Annotated in this window: 25 protein-coding genes and 2 pseudogenes; 24 read left to right on the forward strand and 3 right to left on the reverse strand. The window is 59.0% G+C overall.

Features of this window, described 5'->3' with window-relative positions; all coding sequences use genetic code 11:
- Nucleotides 1-528 precede the first annotated feature (528 nt).
- Nucleotides 529-912 (forward strand): VOC family protein, encoded by a 384-nt coding sequence (locus F591_RS0121010; RefSeq protein WP_019536582.1) that lies wholly within the window; start codon nucleotides 529-531, stop codon nucleotides 910-912.
- 249 nt (nucleotides 913-1,161) lie between these two features.
- Here the strand turns inward: F591_RS0121010 and F591_RS28640 are convergent.
- Nucleotides 1,162-1,664 (reverse strand): annotated as a pseudogene (locus F591_RS28640) (NAD(P)H oxidoreductase); the annotation flags it as partial.
- Between F591_RS28640 and F591_RS28645 the strand changes: the two are divergent.
- A pseudogene (locus F591_RS28645) lies at nucleotides 1,655-1,870 on the forward strand (winged helix-turn-helix transcriptional regulator); the annotation flags it as partial. The pseudogenes F591_RS28640 and F591_RS28645 sit on opposite strands and share 10 nt — an antisense overlap.
- 129 nt (nucleotides 1,871-1,999) lie before the next feature.
- Here the strand turns inward: F591_RS28645 and F591_RS0121025 are convergent.
- Together F591_RS0121025 and F591_RS0121030 are read right to left on the reverse strand one after the other, a co-directional pair.
- Nucleotides 2,000-2,311, reverse strand: coding sequence for a hypothetical protein (locus tag F591_RS0121025; protein ID WP_019536586.1), 312 nt, complete (start codon nucleotides 2,309-2,311; stop codon nucleotides 2,000-2,002).
- Between the two features lie 100 nt (nucleotides 2,312-2,411).
- Nucleotides 2,412-2,876, reverse strand: a complete 465-nt coding sequence (locus F591_RS0121030) for a cupredoxin domain-containing protein (protein WP_019536587.1) — start codon at nucleotides 2,874-2,876, stop codon at nucleotides 2,412-2,414.
- Nucleotides 2,877-3,106: 230 nt separating this feature from the next.
- On the opposite strand from F591_RS0121030, the gene uptA reads away from it, so the two are divergent.
- The 22 genes from uptA to gatC all read left to right on the forward strand — a co-directional run bounded on the left by uptA (nucleotide 3,107) and on the right by gatC (nucleotide 21,481).
- Entirely contained in the window at nucleotides 3,107-3,706 is a 600-nt protein-coding gene (uptA, locus tag F591_RS0121035) for an undecaprenyl phosphate transporter UptA (RefSeq protein ID WP_019536588.1), read from the forward strand.
- A gap of 113 nt (nucleotides 3,707-3,819) precedes the next feature.
- Complete coding sequence (locus F591_RS0121040; protein WP_019536589.1) at nucleotides 3,820-4,386, forward strand: thioredoxin family protein; 567 nt, start codon at nucleotides 3,820-3,822, stop codon at nucleotides 4,384-4,386.
- A gap of 8 nt (nucleotides 4,387-4,394) precedes the next feature.
- A complete protein-coding gene (locus F591_RS0121045) occupies nucleotides 4,395-5,030 on the forward strand; it encodes an MBL fold metallo-hydrolase (protein WP_026326785.1) in 636 nt (211 codons plus the stop codon).
- Nucleotides 5,031-5,213: 183 nt separating this feature from the next.
- Nucleotides 5,214-5,468 (forward strand): hypothetical protein, encoded by a 255-nt coding sequence (locus F591_RS32990; RefSeq protein WP_019536591.1) that lies wholly within the window; start codon nucleotides 5,214-5,216, stop codon nucleotides 5,466-5,468.
- A 265-nt stretch (nucleotides 5,469-5,733) separates the two neighbouring features.
- The gene (locus tag F591_RS0121055) at nucleotides 5,734-6,354 is read left to right on the forward strand and encodes a TetR family transcriptional regulator (protein ID WP_019536592.1); all 621 of its coding nucleotides are present in this window, start codon (nucleotides 5,734-5,736) and stop codon (nucleotides 6,352-6,354) included.
- Between the two features lie 43 nt (nucleotides 6,355-6,397).
- Complete coding sequence (gene nfsA / locus F591_RS0121060) at nucleotides 6,398-7,138, forward strand: oxygen-insensitive NADPH nitroreductase (RefSeq protein WP_019536593.1); 741 nt, start codon at nucleotides 6,398-6,400, stop codon at nucleotides 7,136-7,138.
- Nucleotides 7,139-7,330: 192 nt separating this feature from the next.
- Nucleotides 7,331-8,263: a methyl-accepting chemotaxis protein gene (locus F591_RS29720; RefSeq protein ID WP_019536594.1), complete on the forward strand. Its 933-nt coding sequence runs from the start codon at nucleotides 7,331-7,333 to the stop codon at nucleotides 8,261-8,263.
- 3 nt (nucleotides 8,264-8,266) lie between these two features.
- The gene (locus tag F591_RS29725; RefSeq protein WP_019536595.1) at nucleotides 8,267-9,076 is read left to right on the forward strand and encodes a methyl-accepting chemotaxis protein; all 810 of its coding nucleotides are present in this window, start codon (nucleotides 8,267-8,269) and stop codon (nucleotides 9,074-9,076) included.
- Between the two features lie 82 nt (nucleotides 9,077-9,158).
- Entirely contained in the window at nucleotides 9,159-9,662 is a 504-nt protein-coding gene (locus F591_RS0121070; protein ID WP_019536596.1) for a ferritin, read from the forward strand.
- A gap of 357 nt (nucleotides 9,663-10,019) precedes the next feature.
- Nucleotides 10,020-11,681 (forward strand): serine/threonine protein kinase, encoded by a 1,662-nt coding sequence (locus F591_RS30715; protein WP_083935574.1) that lies wholly within the window; start codon nucleotides 10,020-10,022, stop codon nucleotides 11,679-11,681.
- Entirely contained in the window at nucleotides 11,678-12,388 is a 711-nt protein-coding gene (locus F591_RS0121080) for an SAF domain-containing protein (protein WP_019536598.1), read from the forward strand. Before F591_RS30715 ends, F591_RS0121080 begins: the two co-directional genes overlap by 4 nt.
- A gap of 18 nt (nucleotides 12,389-12,406) precedes the next feature.
- Complete coding sequence (locus tag F591_RS32100; protein WP_019536599.1) at nucleotides 12,407-13,618, forward strand: P-loop NTPase family protein; 1,212 nt, start codon at nucleotides 12,407-12,409, stop codon at nucleotides 13,616-13,618.
- A complete protein-coding gene (locus tag F591_RS0121090; RefSeq protein ID WP_019536600.1) occupies nucleotides 13,615-15,315 on the forward strand; it encodes an ATPase, T2SS/T4P/T4SS family in 1,701 nt (566 codons plus the stop codon). The genes F591_RS32100 and F591_RS0121090 overlap by 4 nt, the downstream gene beginning before the upstream one ends.
- Entirely contained in the window at nucleotides 15,299-16,303 is a 1,005-nt protein-coding gene (locus tag F591_RS0121095; protein WP_019536601.1) for a hypothetical protein, read from the forward strand. The genes F591_RS0121090 and F591_RS0121095 overlap by 17 nt, the downstream gene beginning before the upstream one ends.
- 34 nt (nucleotides 16,304-16,337) lie before the next feature.
- Entirely contained in the window at nucleotides 16,338-17,216 is an 879-nt protein-coding gene (locus tag F591_RS0121100; RefSeq protein ID WP_019536602.1) for a hypothetical protein, read from the forward strand.
- Between the two features lie 261 nt (nucleotides 17,217-17,477).
- Nucleotides 17,478-17,825 (forward strand): hypothetical protein, encoded by a 348-nt coding sequence (locus F591_RS0121105; RefSeq protein WP_019536603.1) that lies wholly within the window; start codon nucleotides 17,478-17,480, stop codon nucleotides 17,823-17,825.
- Nucleotides 17,822-18,220: a hypothetical protein gene (locus F591_RS0121110; RefSeq protein ID WP_019536604.1), complete on the forward strand. Its 399-nt coding sequence runs from the start codon at nucleotides 17,822-17,824 to the stop codon at nucleotides 18,218-18,220. Before F591_RS0121105 ends, F591_RS0121110 begins: the two co-directional genes overlap by 4 nt.
- A gap of 19 nt (nucleotides 18,221-18,239) precedes the next feature.
- Nucleotides 18,240-18,731 (forward strand): hypothetical protein, encoded by a 492-nt coding sequence (locus tag F591_RS0121115; protein ID WP_019536605.1) that lies wholly within the window; start codon nucleotides 18,240-18,242, stop codon nucleotides 18,729-18,731.
- A gap of 50 nt (nucleotides 18,732-18,781) precedes the next feature.
- The gene (locus F591_RS0121120) at nucleotides 18,782-19,000 is read left to right on the forward strand and encodes a hypothetical protein (RefSeq protein ID WP_019536606.1); all 219 of its coding nucleotides are present in this window, start codon (nucleotides 18,782-18,784) and stop codon (nucleotides 18,998-19,000) included.
- 164 nt (nucleotides 19,001-19,164) lie between these two features.
- Nucleotides 19,165-20,385, forward strand: a complete 1,221-nt coding sequence (locus tag F591_RS0121125) for a M24 family metallopeptidase (RefSeq protein ID WP_019536607.1) — start codon at nucleotides 19,165-19,167, stop codon at nucleotides 20,383-20,385.
- A gap of 277 nt (nucleotides 20,386-20,662) precedes the next feature.
- On the forward strand, nucleotides 20,663-21,040 hold the full coding sequence (locus F591_RS0121130; protein ID WP_019536608.1) for a hypothetical protein: 378 nt from the start codon (nucleotides 20,663-20,665) through the stop codon (nucleotides 21,038-21,040).
- Nucleotides 21,041-21,193: 153 nt separating this feature from the next.
- The gene (gene gatC, locus F591_RS0121135; RefSeq protein ID WP_019536609.1) at nucleotides 21,194-21,481 is read left to right on the forward strand and encodes an Asp-tRNA(Asn)/Glu-tRNA(Gln) amidotransferase subunit GatC; all 288 of its coding nucleotides are present in this window, start codon (nucleotides 21,194-21,196) and stop codon (nucleotides 21,479-21,481) included.
- Nucleotides 21,482-21,497: the final 16 nt, after the last annotated feature.

The following is a 21,497-nucleotide window of genomic DNA, read 5'->3' on the forward strand; positions in this document are numbered from 1 at the left end:
TTGTACAACAAAAATGGGGGGATAACCCCTATTTGCGGCTCAATGTTGTAAAAAGTGCAACAATTTGGGCGATATTCCCGGATTTGAAGCCAACCCCCCCTAAATTGTTGCACAAAATACAACATTCTCCTTCTTCTGGGGCGAAGAGGACAGTAAATGTTGCATTTTTTGCAGGATTTGTCGCCTCATGTGACCGGTGTAGCTCTGGGAGGGGCCGCGGGCCCGGGGGGTTATTTTCAAGATAGACGCCCATGCCGCTCGCGCAGCACCATCAGAAGGATGAAAATGAGCCGCGCACCCCGGGCTATTTTCAAGATAGACGCCTATGACGATCGCTTCCTTCCGCCATCGGTCGTCACCTGTGGTGTTGAAAATTCAGCGTATGGATACCGCAGAATTTTAAAAATAGTAGGGACAGTATATTGGAACTAGTATATTCCAATTTTTTGGATGTGTCCAATAGGCTGAGCCGCAGCGTTTTAGGCGATTTGCCCAAAAAATGATTAATATGAAGGGATGATGGCAGGCATGATACGCAAATTGGAGCATGTTGGCATTCGGGTGAACGATATGGACGTTTCAATCCGTTTTTATACGGAAGTGCTCGGTATGAAGCTCGTTCATCGCCTCGCTCTGGACGACGGAGCGGAGCTCGGCTTTTTATCGTTTCCCGGCTCGGAGAACGTTGAGCTGGAGCTTATCGGCCGCGGCTCGGATGGGCTCTCGGACAGCGGCAAAGTGCATCACGTGGCGTTTACGGTAAGCGATATCGAAGCGGAAATCGCGCGGCTCAAGAGCCTGGGCGTAACAATGATTCACGAGACGCCGCAGGTCATCCCGGGCGGCGCCAAGCTGGCTTTCTTCTTCGGGCCCGACGGGGAGCGTCTGGAGCTGTTCGAGCCTGTCCGCTGAGTTGGCGGAACGGCTCGGTTTGCTTTAGGAGCCCGTGACCGGCAGCGGCGAGGACAACGATGCTATCTCTCCGGCTCCACCCGGGCTTCGTTATGATAAAGAACCGATCCGGCAAGGGTCGGTTCTTTATCATACATATGGAGCTTTCCCAAAAGGGGACTGACCCGGGAGAGTGAGTCCCGCGCGGAACGGAAGCGAGAAGCACGGCGTCTGAAATTCAGCCATGTTGTGACGTCCTTGCATGCGCCCCTATTGGTTCAACAGCTCATAATCAAGCCCAAGCTGATACGCTTTCGTAAGGATGCCATCGATCATTTCCGGCCTCGAGTCCAAGGTGTTGTACAAGATTTCAACCTTGCTATTCGAAATTCCGCAATATCCGGCAATTCCGGTGTTCAGCATCCGGGACATCATCTGGTCGTATTCTCTTTTCTCAAAGAGTTCCTTCGAAGCCGCTGCCAGACCGAGCCACAACACTTGGTGATGATGCAATTTACTGGAGCCGTAGGCAAAGCTGTTGTTCCATACCCGGTCGATATATCCCTTGAGCATAGCGGGCAGATTGAACCACCATACGGGGAAAATAAAGGCGAGAGCGTCGTGCTTTTTCATTCGTTCGATTTCCGCCTCGACTTCAGGCGAATATATTTTCCGTTTGCCGCCGATAACAAATCGGGTTCATCCGCTTCTCGCAGTACGGGATCAAAGCCGCTGCGATACAGATCCAGCAGCTCGGTTTCGTGTCCCGCATCTTACGCAAAAAATGCTGACTCAGCAGCTTCGGGAATTGGAAGAGGACGGCATCATCATCAGAACCGTGTACAATCAAGTGCCGCCGAAAGTGGTCTATGAATTGAGTGAATTCGGCATGTCCCTGAAGCCTTTGTTAGACCAATTGGACAAGTGGGGGGAGAGGTACATCCGTGAGCGGGGCTGGAAAGCTTCCTGCCTGGGTTGAGAAGGGGAAAAAGGACGATCCCGCGCCTTCGCATGGGGATTCGTCCTTCCGCTTCGGCGAACAGCTTGAAACGGTTGGCTCGTGGCATGCAGCTCGCGGCATGCAACTGGCAGCATGCAGCACAAGATGTCAGCCGCCGAACGATTCCCGGAAAGCCCGGGCCAGCACAGCGGGCTCGATGTTCCAGAGCTCGGCGATTTCGCCGCACACCTGCTCCTCCCACCAGTCGCACAGCTTCTTGCGGTTGCTGCTGTTCTCCGCGATCCACGGGAGGTTGAGCGCTACCTTCCTGAAATAAATTTTTTCGGCTTCCGCAACGAGCTCCGGGGCTATCCACTGATTGAGTTTTTTGCGCGCCCGGTAGAGCTCTCTGCTGCAGGAGCGCCGAATGCCTCTGGCTGTCGGCAGCGATCGCTCCCGCCTGTTGTCCGCTCGGTTCATGGCCGTCACTCCTTCCTGCAAGCAGCATATGCAGCGGAGAGGCGGCGGGGAACGGACGCCCAGGCGGCCCAAATTCCGCCTGCCGGCGCGGGGGCCAAGCTTATTTGTCGACGACGATATAGCCGATCATCGGGCCGTGATGGGCGATGTCCGGATGAGTCAGGCAAATGATCCGGTATATGCCGGGCTTGTCAGCCTTGAAGGAAACGACCGTTTCCTGCCCTTTTTTGACCTCGCCCTTGACGTTCAGGCCGTCGATGACGAAGGGATGGCTCGCTCCGTTGACGCCGAAAATGCTCAGCTTGATCCGCTCGCCTTTTTTCACGTAGATCGTGCCGGGGTCCCAGCGATACGCTTCGATTTCCTGACCGTCCGGACCGGTTGACTTGAACTCCCCGGTTACCAGATGGATCGTCCTCTCCTTGCCCGAGTCCGACGAGCTCATCGCCGGCCGCACCTCATCGACACGCCACAGCAGCATAGCGGCGCAAGCCAAGAGCGCGATGCCTCCAATCAGCTTGGCCCATCTCATATGTTTCCGTCCGATAACCACTAATTTCGCCATGATCGCCCACGCTCCGTATGATCGATTTTAGTACGAGTGTATGCGCCGGCTTGTCTCGGCATGACTTCAAGCGTGTCCGGCCGCAGCGCATGCGAAGTCTTTTCAGGGCAATATGCGTCATAAGAATAGATATGATAGAATAGGCATGAACATGGGCTGGCGAGCGGGACGGGATGTCTGCCGGCACTGGCTATCTGGCTATAGAGAGGCAGGTTCGTTAGGTGAAGGAAATGTTGCATGAGTTTATCCAGTCGGCGCTGTTGTTTATCGAAGGCATGGGAGTCTGGGGCATCATGTTCGGCCTCATGATCGAAGTGATTCCGAGCGAGATCGTGCTCGCTTTCGGCGGATATCTGGTGTCGCAGGGCAAAATCTCCTTTGTAGGAGCAGTTGTTTTCGGGACGATCGGGGGGACGGTGGCCCAAATATTCGTCTATTGGATCGGCCGTTACGGAGGGCGTCCGGTTGTCGAGAAATTCGGCAAATATTTGATGATCAACAAGCATCATATCGACGTGGCGGAGAAATGGTTCAACAAATATGGGACAGGCATCATTTTTACGGGCCGCTTTATTCCGGTCGTGCGCCACGCCATCTCCATTCCGGCCGGCATGGCCCGCATGCCGCTGGGCAAGTTCACTTGGCTGACGACGCTGGCCGTCATTCCCTGGTCGATATTGTTCGTCTATTTGGGCCAAATGCTCGGGCAAAACTGGGAGCATATCGACGAAATGGCGGGGCCGTATGTGCGGCCGGTCATTATCGCCGCAGTGGCGCTGACGGCAGCGTATTTGCTCTACAAAATGTGGAAGCGGGACAAACGGGCGTAAGCCGCTCGAGGCGCTGCCGCCCTATGCCGGCTGTTGGAGCGCGGAGCTTTTTTTGGTACAATTTGCTTAAGTCGATCCGGTTTTAAAATTCCAATCCCAGGAGGTACATATACATGGCAGCGAATTTGGCTCATAAGCTGAACAAGGGCTTAAGCCCGCAGCAATTTATGCAGGGAATGACTAAAAATCAGGAGAAGTTCCAGGAGTGGTACGACCTTTTTGCATGGGAGAGCGAGGAGGATAAGGAGTTTTTCGAATCGCTGAACAATCGCGACGACCTCCGCTGCCTCATCCTGGCGGCCGACTGGTGCGGCGATGTCGTCCGCAATGTGCCGGTCGTATTCCGCGCTTTGGAGATTTCCGGCATTCCGACCGAGGTGCTGATCAAGGAGGAGCATCCGGACGTCATGTCGCAGTTTTTGACGCTGGGCGGCGAAGCGATTCCGATCGTGATCTTCACCGATTTCAGCGGCCATGTGCTCGGCCACTGGGGGCCGAGGCCGAAGCACGTGCAGGAAGTGATGATCAAGTTCAAGCAGGAGAACCCGGACCGGGAAGCCGCGGATTACCAGGAGAAGCTCACAATCGCGCGGGAGGAGATCGGCCGCCGCTACGGCGAAGGCACGGGCTATCAAGCCGCCATCGTCCGCGAGCTGCGCGACCTGCTGTCGGGCTTCTGATGAGCGATATGACGCGGCATGAACTGAAGATCGAGGCTTTTCCCCTGGGGCCTCTGCAAACGAACGCTTACTTGTTGACCTTGCCGGATACAAGCCGCGGCGTCGTGATCGACCCGGGCATGAATCCGGGGCCGCTGCTGAAGCGGATCGGCGATATGGAGATCGAGGCCATTGTGCTGACGCACGCCCATTTCGATCATATCGGCGGCGTGGACGAGCTGCGCCGGCTCAAAGGCTGCCCGGTCTATCTGCACGATGCGGAAGCCGACTGGCTGACGAATCCGAAGCGCAACGGCTCGACGATGTGGCCGGAGCTGGGGGGGCCGATTGCGACCGATCCGGCCGAGTTCGCGCTGGCTGACCGGCAGCAGCTGAAGCTGCTGGGCCTGACCTTTCAGGTGCTGCATACGCCGGGCCATTCGCCAGGCAGCGTAAGCCTGCTGTACGGCCAGCACCTGTTCGGGGGCGATGTGCTGTTCCGGCTGTCGGTCGGACGGACAGACTTGCCCGGAGGCAGTCAGCTTGAGCTGATGGAGTCGATTCACGGCAAGCTGTTCGAGCTGCCGGACGACACGATCGTATACCCGGGTCACGGGCCGAAGACGACGATTGGCTACGAACGCGAGCATAACCCTTATGTTTGAATAGACGCGGCAAGCGTCTATTTTTTTGCTATTAGGTGAATACCGTGCTCGAGATAGGTGAACCTCCATAGACTGTTGGTGTGTTCCGGGTTATTGCGGATGGGACCCGCGAATGCACGGGCGGCCTTTCCGGGAACCCCCGGAATCATCAAGGCATGCCGACATTATACGGAGGTGCTTAGATTGGAGAAATATGAACCGATCCAGAAGCCGGTCACGATGCCCGCGAATGTCAATATTGCGCCTGCGGTCAGCCCGGCCATGCATTACCCGATGCCTTGCCATCATATGCCGGTCAACATTCACGCCAGCTATGAAGCGATCAACGTTTATCCGACGAAAAAACACCACTACCACTGCGGCTATGGCGGAGCGGGGATCGTGCTTGTGCTGTTCATCCTGCTTGTCATTGTGTTGCGGTCAGGTTTCAAGATCTGAAGCCCGTTCGATACCGGACGGACCGGCCGGCCTTAAAGAACTAGGTTTCGCAGCGTAGTATTCGGCTTCCCGGCGCTTGCGTCCGTCCGGCGAGGCTCCCTTTCCGCTCGGGAGAGGGAGCCTTGCGGAGGGGCTCGCTGCGCCTGCAACGAGGGCAGCGGTCATTTCTGCCGCTCGTTCATTCAAACGAATGTTTAATACATAACTTGCACTCCGCTTCCGAAAGTCTCATAATAATGGTTAACAAAGGATGAGGGGATGCAGGATGGCACAAACCGAGCCTGAGATGAAGATTCGCATATTGCTGGCGGCTAAAAAACTGTTCGCGAAGCAAGGCTTTGACGGGACAAGCGTGCGGCAAATTTGCGAGGAGGCCGGCGCCAATGTCGCCTTAGTCTCTTACTATTTCGGGGGGAAAGAAAAGGTTTTTTATGCGCTGTTCGAAAATTTTTTTCCGGGGGAGCGCATTTCCGATAACGAAGAGCTGCTGAAGGACCCTGTGCACGGCCTCCGCTTGCTGGTGGAGGAAGTGATCCGCTTCAATTTGACGGATGTCGAGATGAGCTCGATCATGAACCAGGAGTTTGTGATGAAGTCGCAGCGGACGGAAGCGATTTCCTCGTTTACCTTTCCGATCTGGCGTAAAATGCGGGAGCTGCTGGAAAAAGGGAAGGAGCAGGGCGTTTTCCGTTTCGAATCGTTGGATCAGACGCTGCTCTTTGTCGTCAGCGTCGCGATGGCGCATAAGAAGCTGGCTTATTTTACTCCGCTGTTGTCGGACTGCGAGGCGACTCCCGAGACCGCGGGAGCGGAGGCTGCGCGGTTTATATTGCGCGGTCTTGGCGTGGAGGATGCCGGGGAGCGGGCTTCGCAGGAAGCGCTTTAAAGGGGAAATCTGTCCAGCGGACAGCAACGAAAGGGGCAAGAATATGGAAGGGAATCCGATCATTGATCTGCTCATGAGCCACAGATCGATCCGCAAGTTTGCCGCCACGCCGGTGACCCGGGAGCAGGTGAATGCGATTGTCCGCGCCGGACAAGCCGCGTCAACGTCCAGCAATATGCAGGCATACAGCGTGATCGCCGTCGAGGACCCGGATAAACGCAAGCGGCTTGCCGAGCTGGCGGGCGGCCAGCAGTACGTGGAATCGTGCGGGGCGTTCCTCGTCTGGTGCGGCGATCTGAACCGGCTGCAGCATATTTGCTCCAAGCAGGGCAAGGAGGTTGCCCGGACGACCGAAAATTTGCTGATTGCGACGATCGACGCTGCGCTCGCCGCGCAAAATGCCGTTATCGCCGCAGAATCGATGGGGCTCGGCATAGTCTATATCGGCGGCATCCGCAACAACATTGCCGCTGTGTCCGAGCTTTTGGCGCTGCCGGAGCTTGTCTATCCCGTATTCGGCATGTGCATCGGCTATCCGGACCAGCAGCCCGAGATTCGGCCGCGGCTTCCGCTCGAGGCGGTGCTTCATACGGATGCGTACGATGCCGGCAAGCACGAAGCCTGCATTGCCGAATATGACAAAGCGTATATCGATTACATGCGCAGCCGGACAGGCGGCGGCCGAATCGCTGCTTGGTCTGAGGATATGGCGGAACGCGCATCGCGTCTGCTAAGACTGCATATGAAGCCGTTTTTGGAAGAAAAGGGTTTTGCCAGACAATAACCGAAATAAATTTAGCGATTCATGGTTCCAACTGAAGGTTCAGCGTGTCGGACAATCCTTCTGTTTGTGTGCTGTCGTCGCCTCGCAGGTGATGTATTTTATTCGGTAAAAAAAAGTTGTACTCATCGTTGCGACGCCTTCTGACGATAAACATCATAGCACACAAACGTCGAGAAGGAGTTGTTCCTTTGGATGAAAAGGATTTGGTTTAAATCTTTAAAGCCCAAGTTTTTGTTCGTATGTATGATGCTTGTGCTCATTCCTTGTCTCGTCGTCGGACTTGTCGGATACGAGATATCCAAGAGTCAGCTGGAGAAAGCGGGAATAGAGCAGATGAAAAGCAACGTCCGCCTGGCGCTTGCCATGATCGCCAATCTGGACAAGCAGGTCAAGGCGGGGCATCTGAAGCTGGAAGAAGCGCAGGAGCAGTTCCGCCAGGAAATATTCGGCCCGAAAGGAGCGGACAACAAGCGTCCTGTCAATGACCGGTATGTCATCGGTCAGAACGGATACTTGTATGCTGTCGATCTGAATGCGGTCTCGGTCATGAACCCTTCCAATGAAGGCAGCGATCTGAAGGGCGTCGTTACGTCAGATGGCGTCCGCATAGGCGAAAAGCTCATCGAGCTGGGGAAAAGCGGCGGCGGCATATATACCTACAAATGGGCTCTTCCCGGTTCGGATATCGAAGAGCGGAAAATTTCCTATGTCGAAACCGACCCTCACTGGAACTGGATCGTCGGAGTCGGCGCTTACGAAAGCGAGTTTAACGCGGGAGCGAACAAGGTGCTGCAATTGCTCCTTCTGACCTTGGGGATCGCTTTGATTATCGGCGGAGCCGTTGTTTGGCTCTTCGTGAATAGGACAGTCCAGCCGCTTGTGGTGATGTCGCGACAAATCGCCAAGGTATCGAAGGGAGATTTGCGGGCAGAGCCTTTAACGTATCGCAGCAATGACGAAATTGGGCGGCTGGCACGCGATTTTAACACGATGACCGACAACTTGAGAGACATTATTCGTCATGTATCGGTTACTTCCGAACAGGTTGCGGCCTCCTCCGAGGAGCTGAGCGCAAGCGCACAGCAATCGTCCAAGGCAACGGAGCAAATTACGCAGTCTTCCTAAGAAGTGGCGGCCGGCGCGGAAAGGCAGTCCAACATTTCCAAAGAGGCGGACGAGGCCGTCGAAGAGATTTCCAAAGGGATGGAGCATGTCGCCGAGTCCATTCAATCGGTCGCGGAGGCGGCTTCGGATGCCAATAAGGAGACGGCCATCGGAAACCAGGTCGTCAGGCAGACGGTCGAGCAAATGAGCGTGGTGCAGGACCGGGTAGGCACGACCTCGCGAATCATACAGACGCTCGGAGAGAAATCGAACGAAATCGGCGAGGTCGTCGAGCTGATTGCCGGCATTGCCAACCAGACCAATCTGCTCGCTTTGAATGCGGCGATTGAGGCGGCCAGAGCCGGCGAAGAGGGCAGGGGCTTTGCCGTTGTGGCGGACGAAGTGCGCAAGCTGGCCGCCCAGTCGGGCGAAGCGACGGACAAAATTCGCATGATTATCGAAGATATTCAAGCCGATGCCCGGAACGCCGTCGCCGCGATACAAGAGGGCACGAGCGCGGTCGATATCGGGATGCGGCAGGTGCAGCAGACGGGCGAGAGCTTCCGGGAAATTACCGCAATGATCGAGGCTGTCTCCGCACAAGCGCAGGAAGTTTCCGCTATTGTGGAAGAGGTGAGCGCAAGCTCGCAAAACATGGTGGCCATGATCCGTTCGATCGCCCATATCACCGAGCAATCGGCCGCAAATGCGCAAAACACGGCCGCTGCCTCGGAGGAGCAGTTGGCCTCGATGGAGGAAATCGCTACTTCGGCGGAATCGCTGGCCGGTCTGGCGGAGGAGCTGCGCAATTTGATAGGAAAGTTTCAAGTGTAATTTTGCAAATTCGGGTAAAATAATACTGCGCTTTCTGCAGGATAGCTGCGGGATCGATACAAGTTGAGAGGGGATTTTTTCATTGAAGGAACATTTGTGCAAAGCGTTGAACGAGCAGATGAATTACGAGTTTTATTCTTCCCAGGTATATATGGCTAAAGCGGCGTATTGCTCGGCAGAAAGCTTGGATGGCTTCGCTAATTTTTTCATCGTGCAGGCGGAAGAAGAACGATTTCATGCCATGAAGATCTACCGCTATCTGAATGCCCGCGGCAAACGCGCGACATTCACCGGCATGCCGGAGCCGAACAATGAATATCGCTCCGTCCTGGAGGCGTTCGAGCAAGGTTATGCCCATGAGCAGGAAGTCACCCGCAGAATTTACCATTTGTCCGATCTGGCCATGAACGACCGGGAGCATGCGACGATCCAGTTTTTGAAATGGTTTATCGACGAGCAGGTGGAGGAAGAAGATCTGTTCGACGGAATCATTCACAAGCTGAAGCGGATCGATCAGGACAGCAACGCCTTCTTCATGCTGGACAGCGAGCTGGGCAAACGCACCTTCGTTCCGCCTGCGGAATAACGCGCGGGGTAGCTCTTTTCGGGCCGTCTGTGGAATAATGTCTTTACGGACGCACCGCACTATGTTAAAATAATCCATATCGGTCATGAAGCACATGCCGCTCGAGCTTTGGAACATACCGGAGCCGGGCGGCTTTTATTTGTGTCGGGAAGGTGATCCCAGATCGGAAATATATATAATAATGGGTTTTTCGACAAAAAATGTATTGACTGGAAAATGGATTCTGTGCTATTTTATATGTGAAATCCATACTACATGCGGAAGAACCGTCTTTATTATGCGAAAGCAGCATGATAAAGGCGGTTTTTGTCGTTTTCGGACATTTCCGCCAACATCGACGAACAGGGGGAGATCGTTGTGAATGCCGATGCAGGGCTTTCGCCGGGAGATGTGCTGGGCGGCCGGTACCGCATCCTTTCTTTGCTCGGGCAAGGGGGGACGAGCCGTGTGCATTTGGCGCAGGATATGAAGCTGCAAGGGAAGCTGTGGGCGGTGAAAGAAATTCGGATTGCCGCCGATTCCGCCTTGTCCGCGGAGGAGAAGCGGATTTGGATGGAGGCACTGCGTGACGAAGCCGAGCTGCTCGGCCGGCTCGATCATCCTGCGCTGCCGCGCATCGCGGATTTTTTTGCCGAGGCCGCGCCTTCCGGCGGAGAGTTGTATTACATGGTGATGGATTATATCGAGGGAGAGACGTTGGAGCGGCGATTCGAGCGGCTGGGGAGGCGGATGGAGGCACTCGAGGCGGCGGCGCTTGCCGTGCAGCTGTGCCAGCTGTTTGATTATTTGCATACTTCGCAGGCGGAGCCGATCGTTTACCGCGATCTGAAGCCTGCCAACCTGATGCTCGACGCGGCTGACCGGGTGCGGCTGATCGATTTCGGCATTGCCCGGCGCTATAAGCCCGGGAGGGAAACCGACACGGTATGCGTCGGGACAGTCGGATTCGCGGCGCCGGAGCAGCTGGCCGGCAGGCAGAGCGATCCGCGCAGCGATCTGTATGCGATTGGCGCGCTGCTCTTTTACTTGCTGAGCGGCGGCCGCTACTATCAGCCGGCGCTCGGAATGGGCGAGCTGGAGCGGAAGCTGCCGCGCGAGTTTGCCGCTTTTCTCGCCCGGCTCCTTGCCGCCGACCCGGCGGCGCGCTGGAGCAGCGCCCGCGAGGCCGGCGCCGCCGTGCTGCATTGGCTCGGCAAGCAGCCGAGCGGCGCGGCGGCTCCCGCAGCGGAGCGGCGGACCGCGCGGGCGCCGCGTCCGCTTGTCGTCGCCGTATGCGGCTTGTACCCCGGCGCAGGCTCGACGTTCGCGGCGCTGGCGCTGGCGCGGCTGCTGCATGAGCGCGGCGTCGCGCATGCGCTGGTCGAGCCGCCGTCGGACAGCGCGGAGCTGTTCGCGCTGCTGTTCGGCGACAGGCACGCGCCGGCAGGCTACCGCTGCTACAACGAAGCGCCGGCTCTGGCGGCGATCGCTCCGCAGTGGACGGACGGCCCGGCGTTGTGGCTCCCGGCCAAGCCCGGCGCCGCCGCCCCTTCCGAAGCGGCCGCGCAAGGATGGAGCGAGCGGCTGCCAGCCGCGTTCCCGCGTCCGCTGTGGATCGTGGACGCCGGCGCGCGGTGCGGCGACCCGCTTGTCCGGGAGTGGCTGGAGATGGCCGACGAGCTGATCTATGTCGTCGATCCGTTCCTGCACAAGCTGGAGCTGCCGGTCGCCAAGCGGCAGCTGAGCGCGATCCGCCGGTTCGCAGCGGCCGGGAATCCGGTTCATCTGTGGGCCAACCGCTGCCTGAAAGGCCCGCAGCAAGCTTGGCTGCGGGTGCTGCCGGGCAAGCCGGATTGCCTCGTGCCGGCGATCGATCTCCGCCTCGCGGCGAATGCGGTGTGGGAGGGGAAGCTGCCTCACGACGAGCCGCCGATTCGAAAGGCGCTCGCTTCCGCCGTCGGCCCGTGGCTCGAAGGCCGGCTGTGCTTATGGCAACGGCGCCTGGCGCATTACCGGAAGCCGGGTGAAGCTGCCGTATGAGAGCATTGTACAAAATCGCCTATTATGTGCTGATTGTCGGCCTTTGTTTGACCGGTCCGGCGCTGTTATGGGCCTGGAAGCAGTGGGTAGAGCCGCGCTGGGGAACCAAACAGGTCGTCATGGCGGTCCAAACGGTGGAGCGCGGCGAGACGATAACGGCGCAGCATGTCCGGCTGTCGCGCATTCCCAAAGAAGCCGTTGTGGAAGGCGCGCTCGTCCGGCTCGAGGATGCGATCGGCAAGGAGAGCATTCGGACGCTGCGCAGTCGCGAGCAGGTGACGCCGGAGGCGATCGACACCGATGGCCTCGTGCCCGGCCCGGGGGAATGGAACATGCCGCTGCCTGCCGAGTGGATTTTCGGCAAGCCGCCCGGAAGCTTGCTGCGCGGGGACCGGGTCACGCTGCTGCCGGTTCCGAAGGAACAGCAGACGCTGCAGACGGCAGCTGCGGCTGAGCAGCAATCGGACGAATGGACGAGGGAGAAGCTGGAGGCGCTGAACATCTCCTACGAAGACGAACAGCGCCTCACGGGAATGGCAGTCAGCTATGCCAAAGGAGCCAACAACCAGGAGATAGCGGGCGGGGAGGACCGCAAAACCCCCACCGGCACCGTGGCGGCGGTAGAGCTGATCGTCACCGACGAACAGAAGGAGCTGATCCGCAAGTACGGAACGCAGGGCTATCGGTTTCTGATTATTTATCGGTAAAGCGAGGAGGAAGAAGCAATGAACGTATGGCTTATCGCCGAGGACGAACGGCTGGAGCGGGAGCTGGAGCAATGCGGGGAGATCGCCTCGCTGACGGCGCTCCATTCCGCTGCCGAGGCGGAGCAGCGGGCGAATGCGAGCGGAGGCGCCGCGGGAGAGCAAGGGCCGGAGCTGCTGCTGGCGAGCGATCGGGTGTGTGATTTGCGGGAAGCGGTGCAGCTTCGCGAGCGGTTCGCAGCCGCGCGGATGTATTACATGGCCAGCAACCGCGACGATGCCGTTGCGCTGCAGCGCGTGCGCAGCGTATGCGCCGCACACGGCATCGTCTGCATTCCGCCTTACCGGACCGTCAGCCAAATCTGCGCGGAGCTGCTGCGGCCGGAGGGCGCCGCCGGCTTTGGGCCGAGCAAGGTCATCGCCTGCGTATCCGCGCTGCCGCAGAGCGGACTGACGGTAACCGTGCTGCTGGTGGCGCTCAGGCTGGCCGAGCTGACCGGCATCCGCATCGGGGTGCTCGGCTTGAACGGCTGGAATCCGGGCAATACCGCGCTCCCTTATGCCGGCCGATACGCCGATGAATTGTGGGGCTCGCTGCAGGGCAACCGTCTGACGCCGGAGGAGCTGGAAGCCCGCATGCACCGGGCCGGTCCGAATGTCCATTACTTGGCGGGCAACCGCGATTGGAAAAAGCTGTACTACTACGGTACGGAGGGCGCTCGTCAGCTGCTGCAGCTTGCCAGACAGCGGTTCGAGCTGGTGCTGGCGGACGCGGGCTGCTACCTCGACCATGCCTTGGCGGCACAGGCCGTCATCGACAGCGACCTGCTGCTGCTGCAGACCGATCAAAGCTTGCAGGCAAGAGAGCAGTGGGACAGGACGAGAAGCCAGATCGTCGAGCCGGTGCTCGGCTACGATCCCGAGCGCATCTTGCTGTGGTTCAACCGGATGCAGGAATCCGCCGAGCTGGAGACAGCCAAGCAGCTCGCCCGCCAGTATGGGCTGCCTTATATCGGCAGTCTGCCTTATGTTCCGCAGCTGCGGACGGCGGAGACCGAGCGGCGGTCGATTACGGTCCGCACACCGGAGCTGATGCGCGAGCTGGACAAAATATGCCGCGCGCTCATCCGCTATTACAGCTTGCCCGAAGCGGTTCAGAAGTCTGCGGGCTGGGCGGAGGGCTCGGCATGGAGCCGCTGGCTTCAGCGGGTACAGGGGGCGGGAAGCCGATGAATGACAGCAGCGCGTCGGTGTCCTCCAAATTTTTTATCGGCACCTTCCTGGGCGGATCGACCCAACCGGAGCGGGCCGTCCCCGAACCGGCCAGGGCAGTCGTGTCGGTTCAGACGGAATCGCGCCTAACCGCTGTGTCTCCCGCGAGCTTCGCGGAGGTATGCAGGCTGTATCGGGAGGAGCGCGATGCGGAATTTGCCGCCCGTTCGCGGGCGTCGGACGCTTCCGCCAGGAAGGCGTCGATGGAAGGGCGGGCGCCCAGCGAAGCCGACGAATTCGTCGAGTGGGAGAACCGGGCGATTATCGGCGTGCCGGAGACCGTGACGGCGATCATGGAAAATATTCAGTCGTTCGTCGACCGGCATCGGCTTCACGACACAGCGCTGCCTGAATATTACCGCGGCCTGCCCGCCTATGCGCGGGAGGAGCAGCGCAGATACAGCGAAGTGACCCACGCCGTATTTCACGAGGTGTACGGCTTCAAGGCGCTGGCCTGCTGGCTCAAATATCCGAACAGCTACGCGGCCCAAATCATCGGCACCTCGATCTGGATTCATACGGACGGCCGCCACCAACGGATGCCGTTTCAGTTCGCCTCGACCCGCGACGTGGACAAAATTATCCGCGCCCTGACGCGGCATAAGGACGACGCGGTCGTCAATCTGTACCGGACGGCGCTGGAGGTTGACCTGTATACCGGCGAACGGGTGACGCTGACGGTGAAGCCCGACGTCCGGCATGACGTCATTACGCTGCGGCGGTTTCTGATCGGGCGCGTCACGGTCGCTATGCTGGCCGAGCCTTCCCGCGGCACAATCCCTCCGGAGGCCATTCCCCTGATCCGCGGGCTGTCCAAAACGCACTGCAACACGCTGATCGTCGGCGCGCCGGGAACGGGCAAGTCGACGACGCTCAAGGCGCTGCTCGCCGAGCGCGAGGACCATTATACCGGAGCGGTGATCGAGAAGCATTACGAGCTCGCGGCAAGCAGGGATTTTCCCGAGAAAAAGCTGATCGAGCGGATTACGCACGAGAACACGTTTCATCACGCCATGGATCAGGTGCTCCGGTTCGATGTCGACTATGCGATCATCGGCGAGGTGCGGAGAGTGGAAGCCGAGGGGGCGATGCTCGCCTGCGAGCGGCTGCTCAAAGGCTTCGGCAGCACGTTTCATACGTGGAAGCCGGAGACGATTCCGGCCCAGTTCGCCCGGCTGCTCTGCAACCTGAATGCGGGAGCAAGGTTTGAAGAAGAGGAGAAGAGGGTGGCCGACAATATCGACATCGTCATCGTTCAGACGCAGGATGCCAGCCGCCGGCGCAAACGATTCAAAAGCGTCATGGAGCTCAGGTACGACCGGCATACCGGAGAAATTCGGACGCACGAGATCATGCGCTACGACCCGGACGCCGATAAGTGGCGCTATCGCTTCGATTTGAGCGAACGGCTCGTGCGCGAAATGTGCGAGATGGACCCGGTCTGGGCGGATACGGTTATTCGCACGCTGCAGGAGCTGGAGCGGTCTTCGCCGATACCCGAAGGCGAAGGGATCAACGTCTATAACCCGGCAGAACGCAATCCGCTCTTCCGGATTCAGGCGCAGCTCGAGCGGATGAACCGGGAATTGGCCGAAGTGGTCGAGGCCGTCGAACGAATCGCGGCAGGAGGTGGATCGGGCCGTGTACCAGGCGATTGAAGCGGCCGTCGCGGGAGCGGCCGCAGTCCTGTTCGCCTGGGGCGCATTTTTGCTGGCTGCGCCGGGCCTGTCGCTTGCCCGCAAGCGGCTGGCGTCCGCCTCCCGCCATGCTGCCCTGCTGCGAAAGCAGCGCCTTCGGCGCGCCGGTTACGCTGCGGGCCGCGGCGAAGCGGGCGGCGAACTCGGGGGGAAGCTGTGGCGCAAGCCGCGGCGCAGCCTCGAGCTGATGCTCCGGACGCTGCAGGGGGACAGGTACCGGCCCGGGGCGGCCGAACGCTGGGTCATCGGCGCCGCGTCCGCAGCGGCGGCCGTCTTTGCGCTGGGCCTCTCGCTGACCGGCGATGTGCCGTATGCCGCCGGCATGGGGGCGCTGACGCTGCTGGCGACCTTCGCCTGGCTGCAGCTGCGCTTTCGCCGCCTGCAGATTCAGGCCGGCTACGATTTGGCGGAGGCGGTCGGCGTGCTGGCCGGCAAGTACAAAATGACCCGCGGCAACATGCGGCTGGCGCTGCGGCAGGCCGCGCAGGAAATTTCATCGGCGCCGATCCGGCGCATGTTTTTGCATATCGTGCGGGAGGAGATGAATTATCTTGAACCGGATGAGATGGAGAAGGCGGTTGAGGAGCTGGTATTCGGCATTCAAACTTCCTTTGCGAAGCAGCTTGGCCTGACGCTGCTCAAAGGGCTGCTGCGCGGCGAGAACGTGGAGCGGACGCTGATGGCCATCGACAAAAACATTCACCGGCAAATGGACGTGCTGCGCGACGAGAGCGACTCGAGCGGCGAGGTCCTGCAGCTCAGCTGGCTTCATCTGATTCTGTTCCCGCTGCTGATCGTCTTCATGGTCGCTTTTATGGGCTGGAACAGCACGGTGCACTATCAGCTGGGGACGGAAAGCGGACGGTTCTGGCTGGGCGCGACGGTCATTTCGATTGGCGGCGCCTTGCTGCTGGCGGTATGGTTTCGCAGACCGCCTAACGATTATTAAACCGGCCGGGGACAAGCCGGGAAGGAGGAGCGGTATGGAAGGTTATTCGTGGTCTTATGCCCTATTATCCATTCTTATTTGCTCCATTTATGTCGGCGCGGCCCTGCTGCTTCGGCGCCGGCTGGGCATCCGCGCTTCCGTCCGGCAGATGACGAGGCTGCAGTATATGCAGTGGAAGCGGCAGGCGGAGCAGTCGGTCGTCGAACGTCTGCTGCGGCAGGCGGGGAATCCGCTGTCGCTGACAGCCTGGAGATGGGGCGTCATCCGCTGGTCCGTCTGCCTCGTCTGGCTCGCCCATGGCGTCTTCCGGGCAACCGCCCTGGGCGAGACGCGAAGCTGGAGCGATGCCGCCCTGCACTTATCGGGAGCGGCGGCCTGGCTGCTCGTCACGAACGGCAAAGCTTCGCCGTTTACGCTGGCCTTGAGCAAATGGAAAGAGCTGCACGACGGGGAGAAGAACCGCGAGCTGTTCATGATTTACAGCATGATCGTCGACGAATTGAAGGGCGAAAGCCGAAGGCTGAACCTGTACTCGCTGCTGAACAAGCTGAAGGAATATACGCTGCTGATCAAGCCGGCGATCAACAAAGGGCTGCGCGCTTTCGAGGAAGGCCCGCATGAGGCGCTGAAGGTGATCGCGGACGAAATCGGAACCAGGGAAGCGCAGGAGCTGTGCAAGCTGCTGGCTGACCTTGACACGACGCCGGCCGAGGAGCTCGCCTCGCTGGTGGACGCGAGGGAGGAAAGCTACACACACATGCTTCGCGAAAGCCGGCGGCTGCGCCGCAAGCTGTATGGCTCGCTGGCCTACGCCGCCGCTTTTTTGCCGCTCCTGATCTACTTGTGGAATGCGCTGAACATCGCGCAGCAATATGTCACCGATCTTGCCGTCAATACTAATCAGCTGCAATAGGCTACCTATGGCGAGCAAATCCTTCGCCATCGGACGCCACCTGCGGTACTGAACATTCGCCGGGGGGCTACGTCGAATGATCAGGATAGGCTACCTATGGCGAGCAAATCCTTCGCCATCGGACGCCACCTGCGGTACTGAACATTCGCCGGGGGGCTACGTCGAATGATCAGGATAGGCTACCTATGACGAGCAAATCCTTCGCCATCGGACGCCACCTGCGGCGTTGAAAATTTCAAAAATAAAGGAGAGCTGAAAGCCATGAAACCGGCACTGGAAAAGTTTTTGCTGATTGCCGCCACCTTGGCCGCCATCGGAATCTTTATTTACGTCTCGCTTTGGACATCGATCAAGACGAAAAAATCGCAAATGGATGAGCTGTTTAACAGTACGAACGTGCCGACCAGCTACGTATCGCCGAGCCGGGGACCGAGTACGAACATGCCGACCGGCTACGTATCGCCGAGCATGAGCCCGAGTACGAGTGTGCCGGCCAGCTACATGTCGCCGTCGCCGAGCGGGGGCCCGGCTTCCGAACGGGAAGAAGAGAGCCTGACCGCCCTGGGCCACGACGAAGCCCGGGGGCCTAAGGCGATGGCTTCCGCATGAAAACGGCGCTGACGGAAATGCTGACGGTGTATATTTTGATGCTGCTGCTGTTCCAGCCCGTTCTGCACGACATTTACGCCGCCCGGGCGCGCGCCGTCGAGATGGTGCTGGACAGCGCCATTCAAAAAGCAGCCGCTTCCGACAACGGCCGGTTTACGCCGGAGATCGTCGCGGAAATGCGGAGTGTGCTGCGGGATACGTTCCGATTGGACGATTCAAGCGTCCGGTTCGCCGGCACGACGGAGCTGACGCCGCGCGGCGAGTATATCGAAGCGACGCTGACGGTGCAAAGTCCGCCGCGCTGGCTGTTCCGTCAGCTGTTCGGCGAGGGGGAAGGCGGCCCGCGCGATATCGTCCGCTATGCCCGGCAAATGAGCGAAGCGCCGGTGCGCTGAGCACGGAGGCGACGTTCCGGTGAACCGGGTGCTGCTGCTGTTTTATGTCGTGCTGACGTATTTGTATACGGTCGCGTTCGATGCGGACCGGTTCGTCACCGAGACGGTGCACAGCCGGCTCAAATACTCGATGAACCGGGGCGCGCACGATGCCGCCCTGCAGGTGAACCGGACGCTGCTCGGCCAAGGGAAGATCGTATTCGACAGGCCGGCGGCCAAGGCGGCTTTCCTGGAAGGGCTCAGGGCCAACCTGCAGCTCGGCGCCGATTTGTCGCCAGCCGGCTCCTCGTTCCTTACGGCGGCGCCGGAGGTCGTTTTCGAAGATTATGTCGACCACGGCGATGCCGCCGTCACTTTCCCGTACAGCTACGTTCGCCCAGACCGCCGCATCGTTCATGTGCTGAAAGGCCCGGCGGTCATTTATCAGGTACGCATCAAGCTGCCGCAGACGAATCGGCTCTCTTATGACGGCTTTGTATACAAGACGGTCATATACGAATATCCGCTGTGAACGCTCCGGCGAAATGACATGTTTTCGATATGGAAGGGGGCCAATTGCTTATGAGCGGTTCCGATAACGCGCCGTACCTTGCAGCCGGCGAGCACAGAAGGCGAGCGAAGGAAAAGCTGCTTTTCGCTTCGGCTTCCGTCCTGCTGATGAAGCGGCTTATCGGCAGGACGGCTTGGCTCAAGCTGATCAGCGGCGATGTGCCGGGCGGAAGCCGCAGCCCGTCCGATCGGGAGCCGAGGATGTCCGGCCCAGACGGTGCGACATCTTGACGGGGGCTTTGACATCCCCGCTCCGCTCCGGGTATTGTAGAGAGTAGTTGGACGCCTGTGACAAGCGAATGCTTCGTCAGCGGACGTCACCTGCGGCTAATGGGATTTTGCCGGAGGATCACGGTCAAATTCTATATTATTCAGGAGCGGAGGCGTAAGCGGGGATGACAGGGACGGGGAAACTGATGCGCAGCGAGTTGGAGACAAGGCTGGACAGGCTTCAGCGGAGATTGCAGGCCGACGGGCTGGCCGGGATGATGATGACGCAAAATGTCGATCTGTATTACTTTACGGGCTCCATGCAGACAGGCTTCCTGTTCGTTCCGGCCAGCGGGGAGCCGCGGTTTTACGTCAGGAGAAGCGTGGCCCGCGCACGGGAAGAATCCGCCGTCCAAGTGGAGGAGCTCGGTTCGCCCCGCACGTTCGGCGAACGTCTGGCCCAGGCGTACCCTTGGCTCGGCGCAGAGGGCGGCGAGAAGGCGGACAGACCGGCGATCGCCGCCGAGTTCGACGTGCTGCCGGTGCAGCAGCTGCAGCGGCTGCAGCGCATGCTGCCGCAGGCGGACTGGCGCGACGGATCGGCGATCGTTCGGGAACTGCGGATGATCAAATCGCCGTATGAGCTGGGGCGAATCCGCGAAGCGGCGCGTATCGTCGATGAAGCATTGGAGGATGCGCTCGGCCGGCTGAAGCCTGGCATGACCGAGCTGGAGCTGATCGCGGGCGTTGAGCATTACGTCCGCTTGAGAGGGCATATCGGCATCATGCGCATGCGCGGGTATAACCAGGAGGTCATCACAGGCATGGTCGGCGCCGGCGCGGCGGCGGCAGCGCCGACCTATTTCGACGGCCCGGCAGGGGGGCTCGGCCTGACTCCCGCCAGCCCGCAAAGCGCCAGCCGCCGGCCGATTCAGCGGGATGAGCCGATTTTGCTGGATATCGGCTGCTGCATCGACGGCTATATCATCGATCAGACGAGGACGGCCGTGATCGGCACGCTGCCGGACGACATGCAGCAGGCTTATGACGAGTCCGAGCGAATTATCCGCAGCATAGAAGAGGACTTGCGGCCCGGAGCCGTCTGCGAGCAGCTTTACCAGAAGTCGCTGCGGATGGCCGACGAAGCGGGGCTGGCGGCTCATTATATGGGGTATGCAGACGACCAGGTGAAGTTTCTGGGGCACGGGATCGGCCTCGAGGTTGATGAGCTGCCTGTGCTGGCCAAAGGATTCGCCTATCCGCTTGAGCCTGGCATGGTCATTGCGATCGAGCCGAAATTTACATTTCCCGGCAGAGGGGTCGTCGGCATCGAGAACAGCTATGCCGTGACGGACGACGGCTTCGAGAAGCTGACTATCTCCCGCGAAGGATTGATTCGGCTGTAACGCATCGGCTATGCCTGCCTAACCTCAGCTATCGGGTCACTTGCCGAATTCCTCCGGATTCCGGCTGGGAGGACAACCTCCGAGCATTGCCAAACATCGCGAGCGGTGGTACAATTAATAGAATCAGTCAAAATGGTTTTGGCAAAGCGCCGATCGATTCATGGCAAGCATTATTCGAACTACAAGACAAACAGACTGCGGTACGTTGCGTACCCTGCTAATATACCGCCGTTCGGACATGGATCAACAGGCTCTATGGGACAAAGGAGGGGCGAGTATGCTGCGACTGGGGCAAAAGGTGTATATTGTTGCGGACAGCTTCGAGCAAAATTTGCCAGTCGGCGAATACGGATACATTATCGCCTATGACCGGAATGCGGATAATGTGTTTGATTATGTCGTACGGGTTCCGAAAACGAACAAACATTATTTCGTGCCTGCGGCCGATATCGAGCTTGAGGAAGTTCTCGTTCAGCGGGAGGTGGAGCGGCTCGAGCGCGAGGCGCTGATCGATTTCGCCTTGTCGACCCGGAACGAGGAGCTGTTCCGTCGCATCATGAACGGGGAGAAGATCGAGAACGAACCGGAAGTGAGCAAGGAAGTGCAGAGCAACAAAGATTTCATCAAGCAGATCAATTTGAAAGCATGGATTTGATTCCGGTCGAATTCGCAGCTTCATTGAACATTACAGGCTGATGGCGGCTGGCCGCCCGGCTGATATGATGAACGCCATGATGCATGGTGTTTTTTTGTGTCTATCGGTGCTATAATATGTAGAATGACTGCTGATTGGGTGAGGTGCTAAAGAATGAGCATTACGATCAAGGAAGTCGAGCATGTGGCTTCGCTCGCCAGATTGGAGCTGACCGAGCAGGAGAAGGAGCAGTTCGCTGGCCAGTTGAACGCGATTTTGAAATACGCGGAGCAGCTCGACAAGCTGGATACCGAGGGCGTGGAGCCGACCAGCCATGCCGTGCCTCTGACGAATGTGATGAGAGAGGACGAGATCCGGCCGTCGCTGCCGGTTGAACAGGTGCTGCTGAACGCGCCGGACGAAGAGGACGGACAAATCAAAGTGCCGGCCGTTCTGGAATAAACCGGAAAAGTGTTCG

The organism is Paenibacillus ginsengihumi DSM 21568, from assembly GCF_000380965.1.
Lineage (GTDB): Bacteria > Bacillota > Bacilli > Paenibacillales > NBRC-103111 > Paenibacillus_G > Paenibacillus_G ginsengihumi.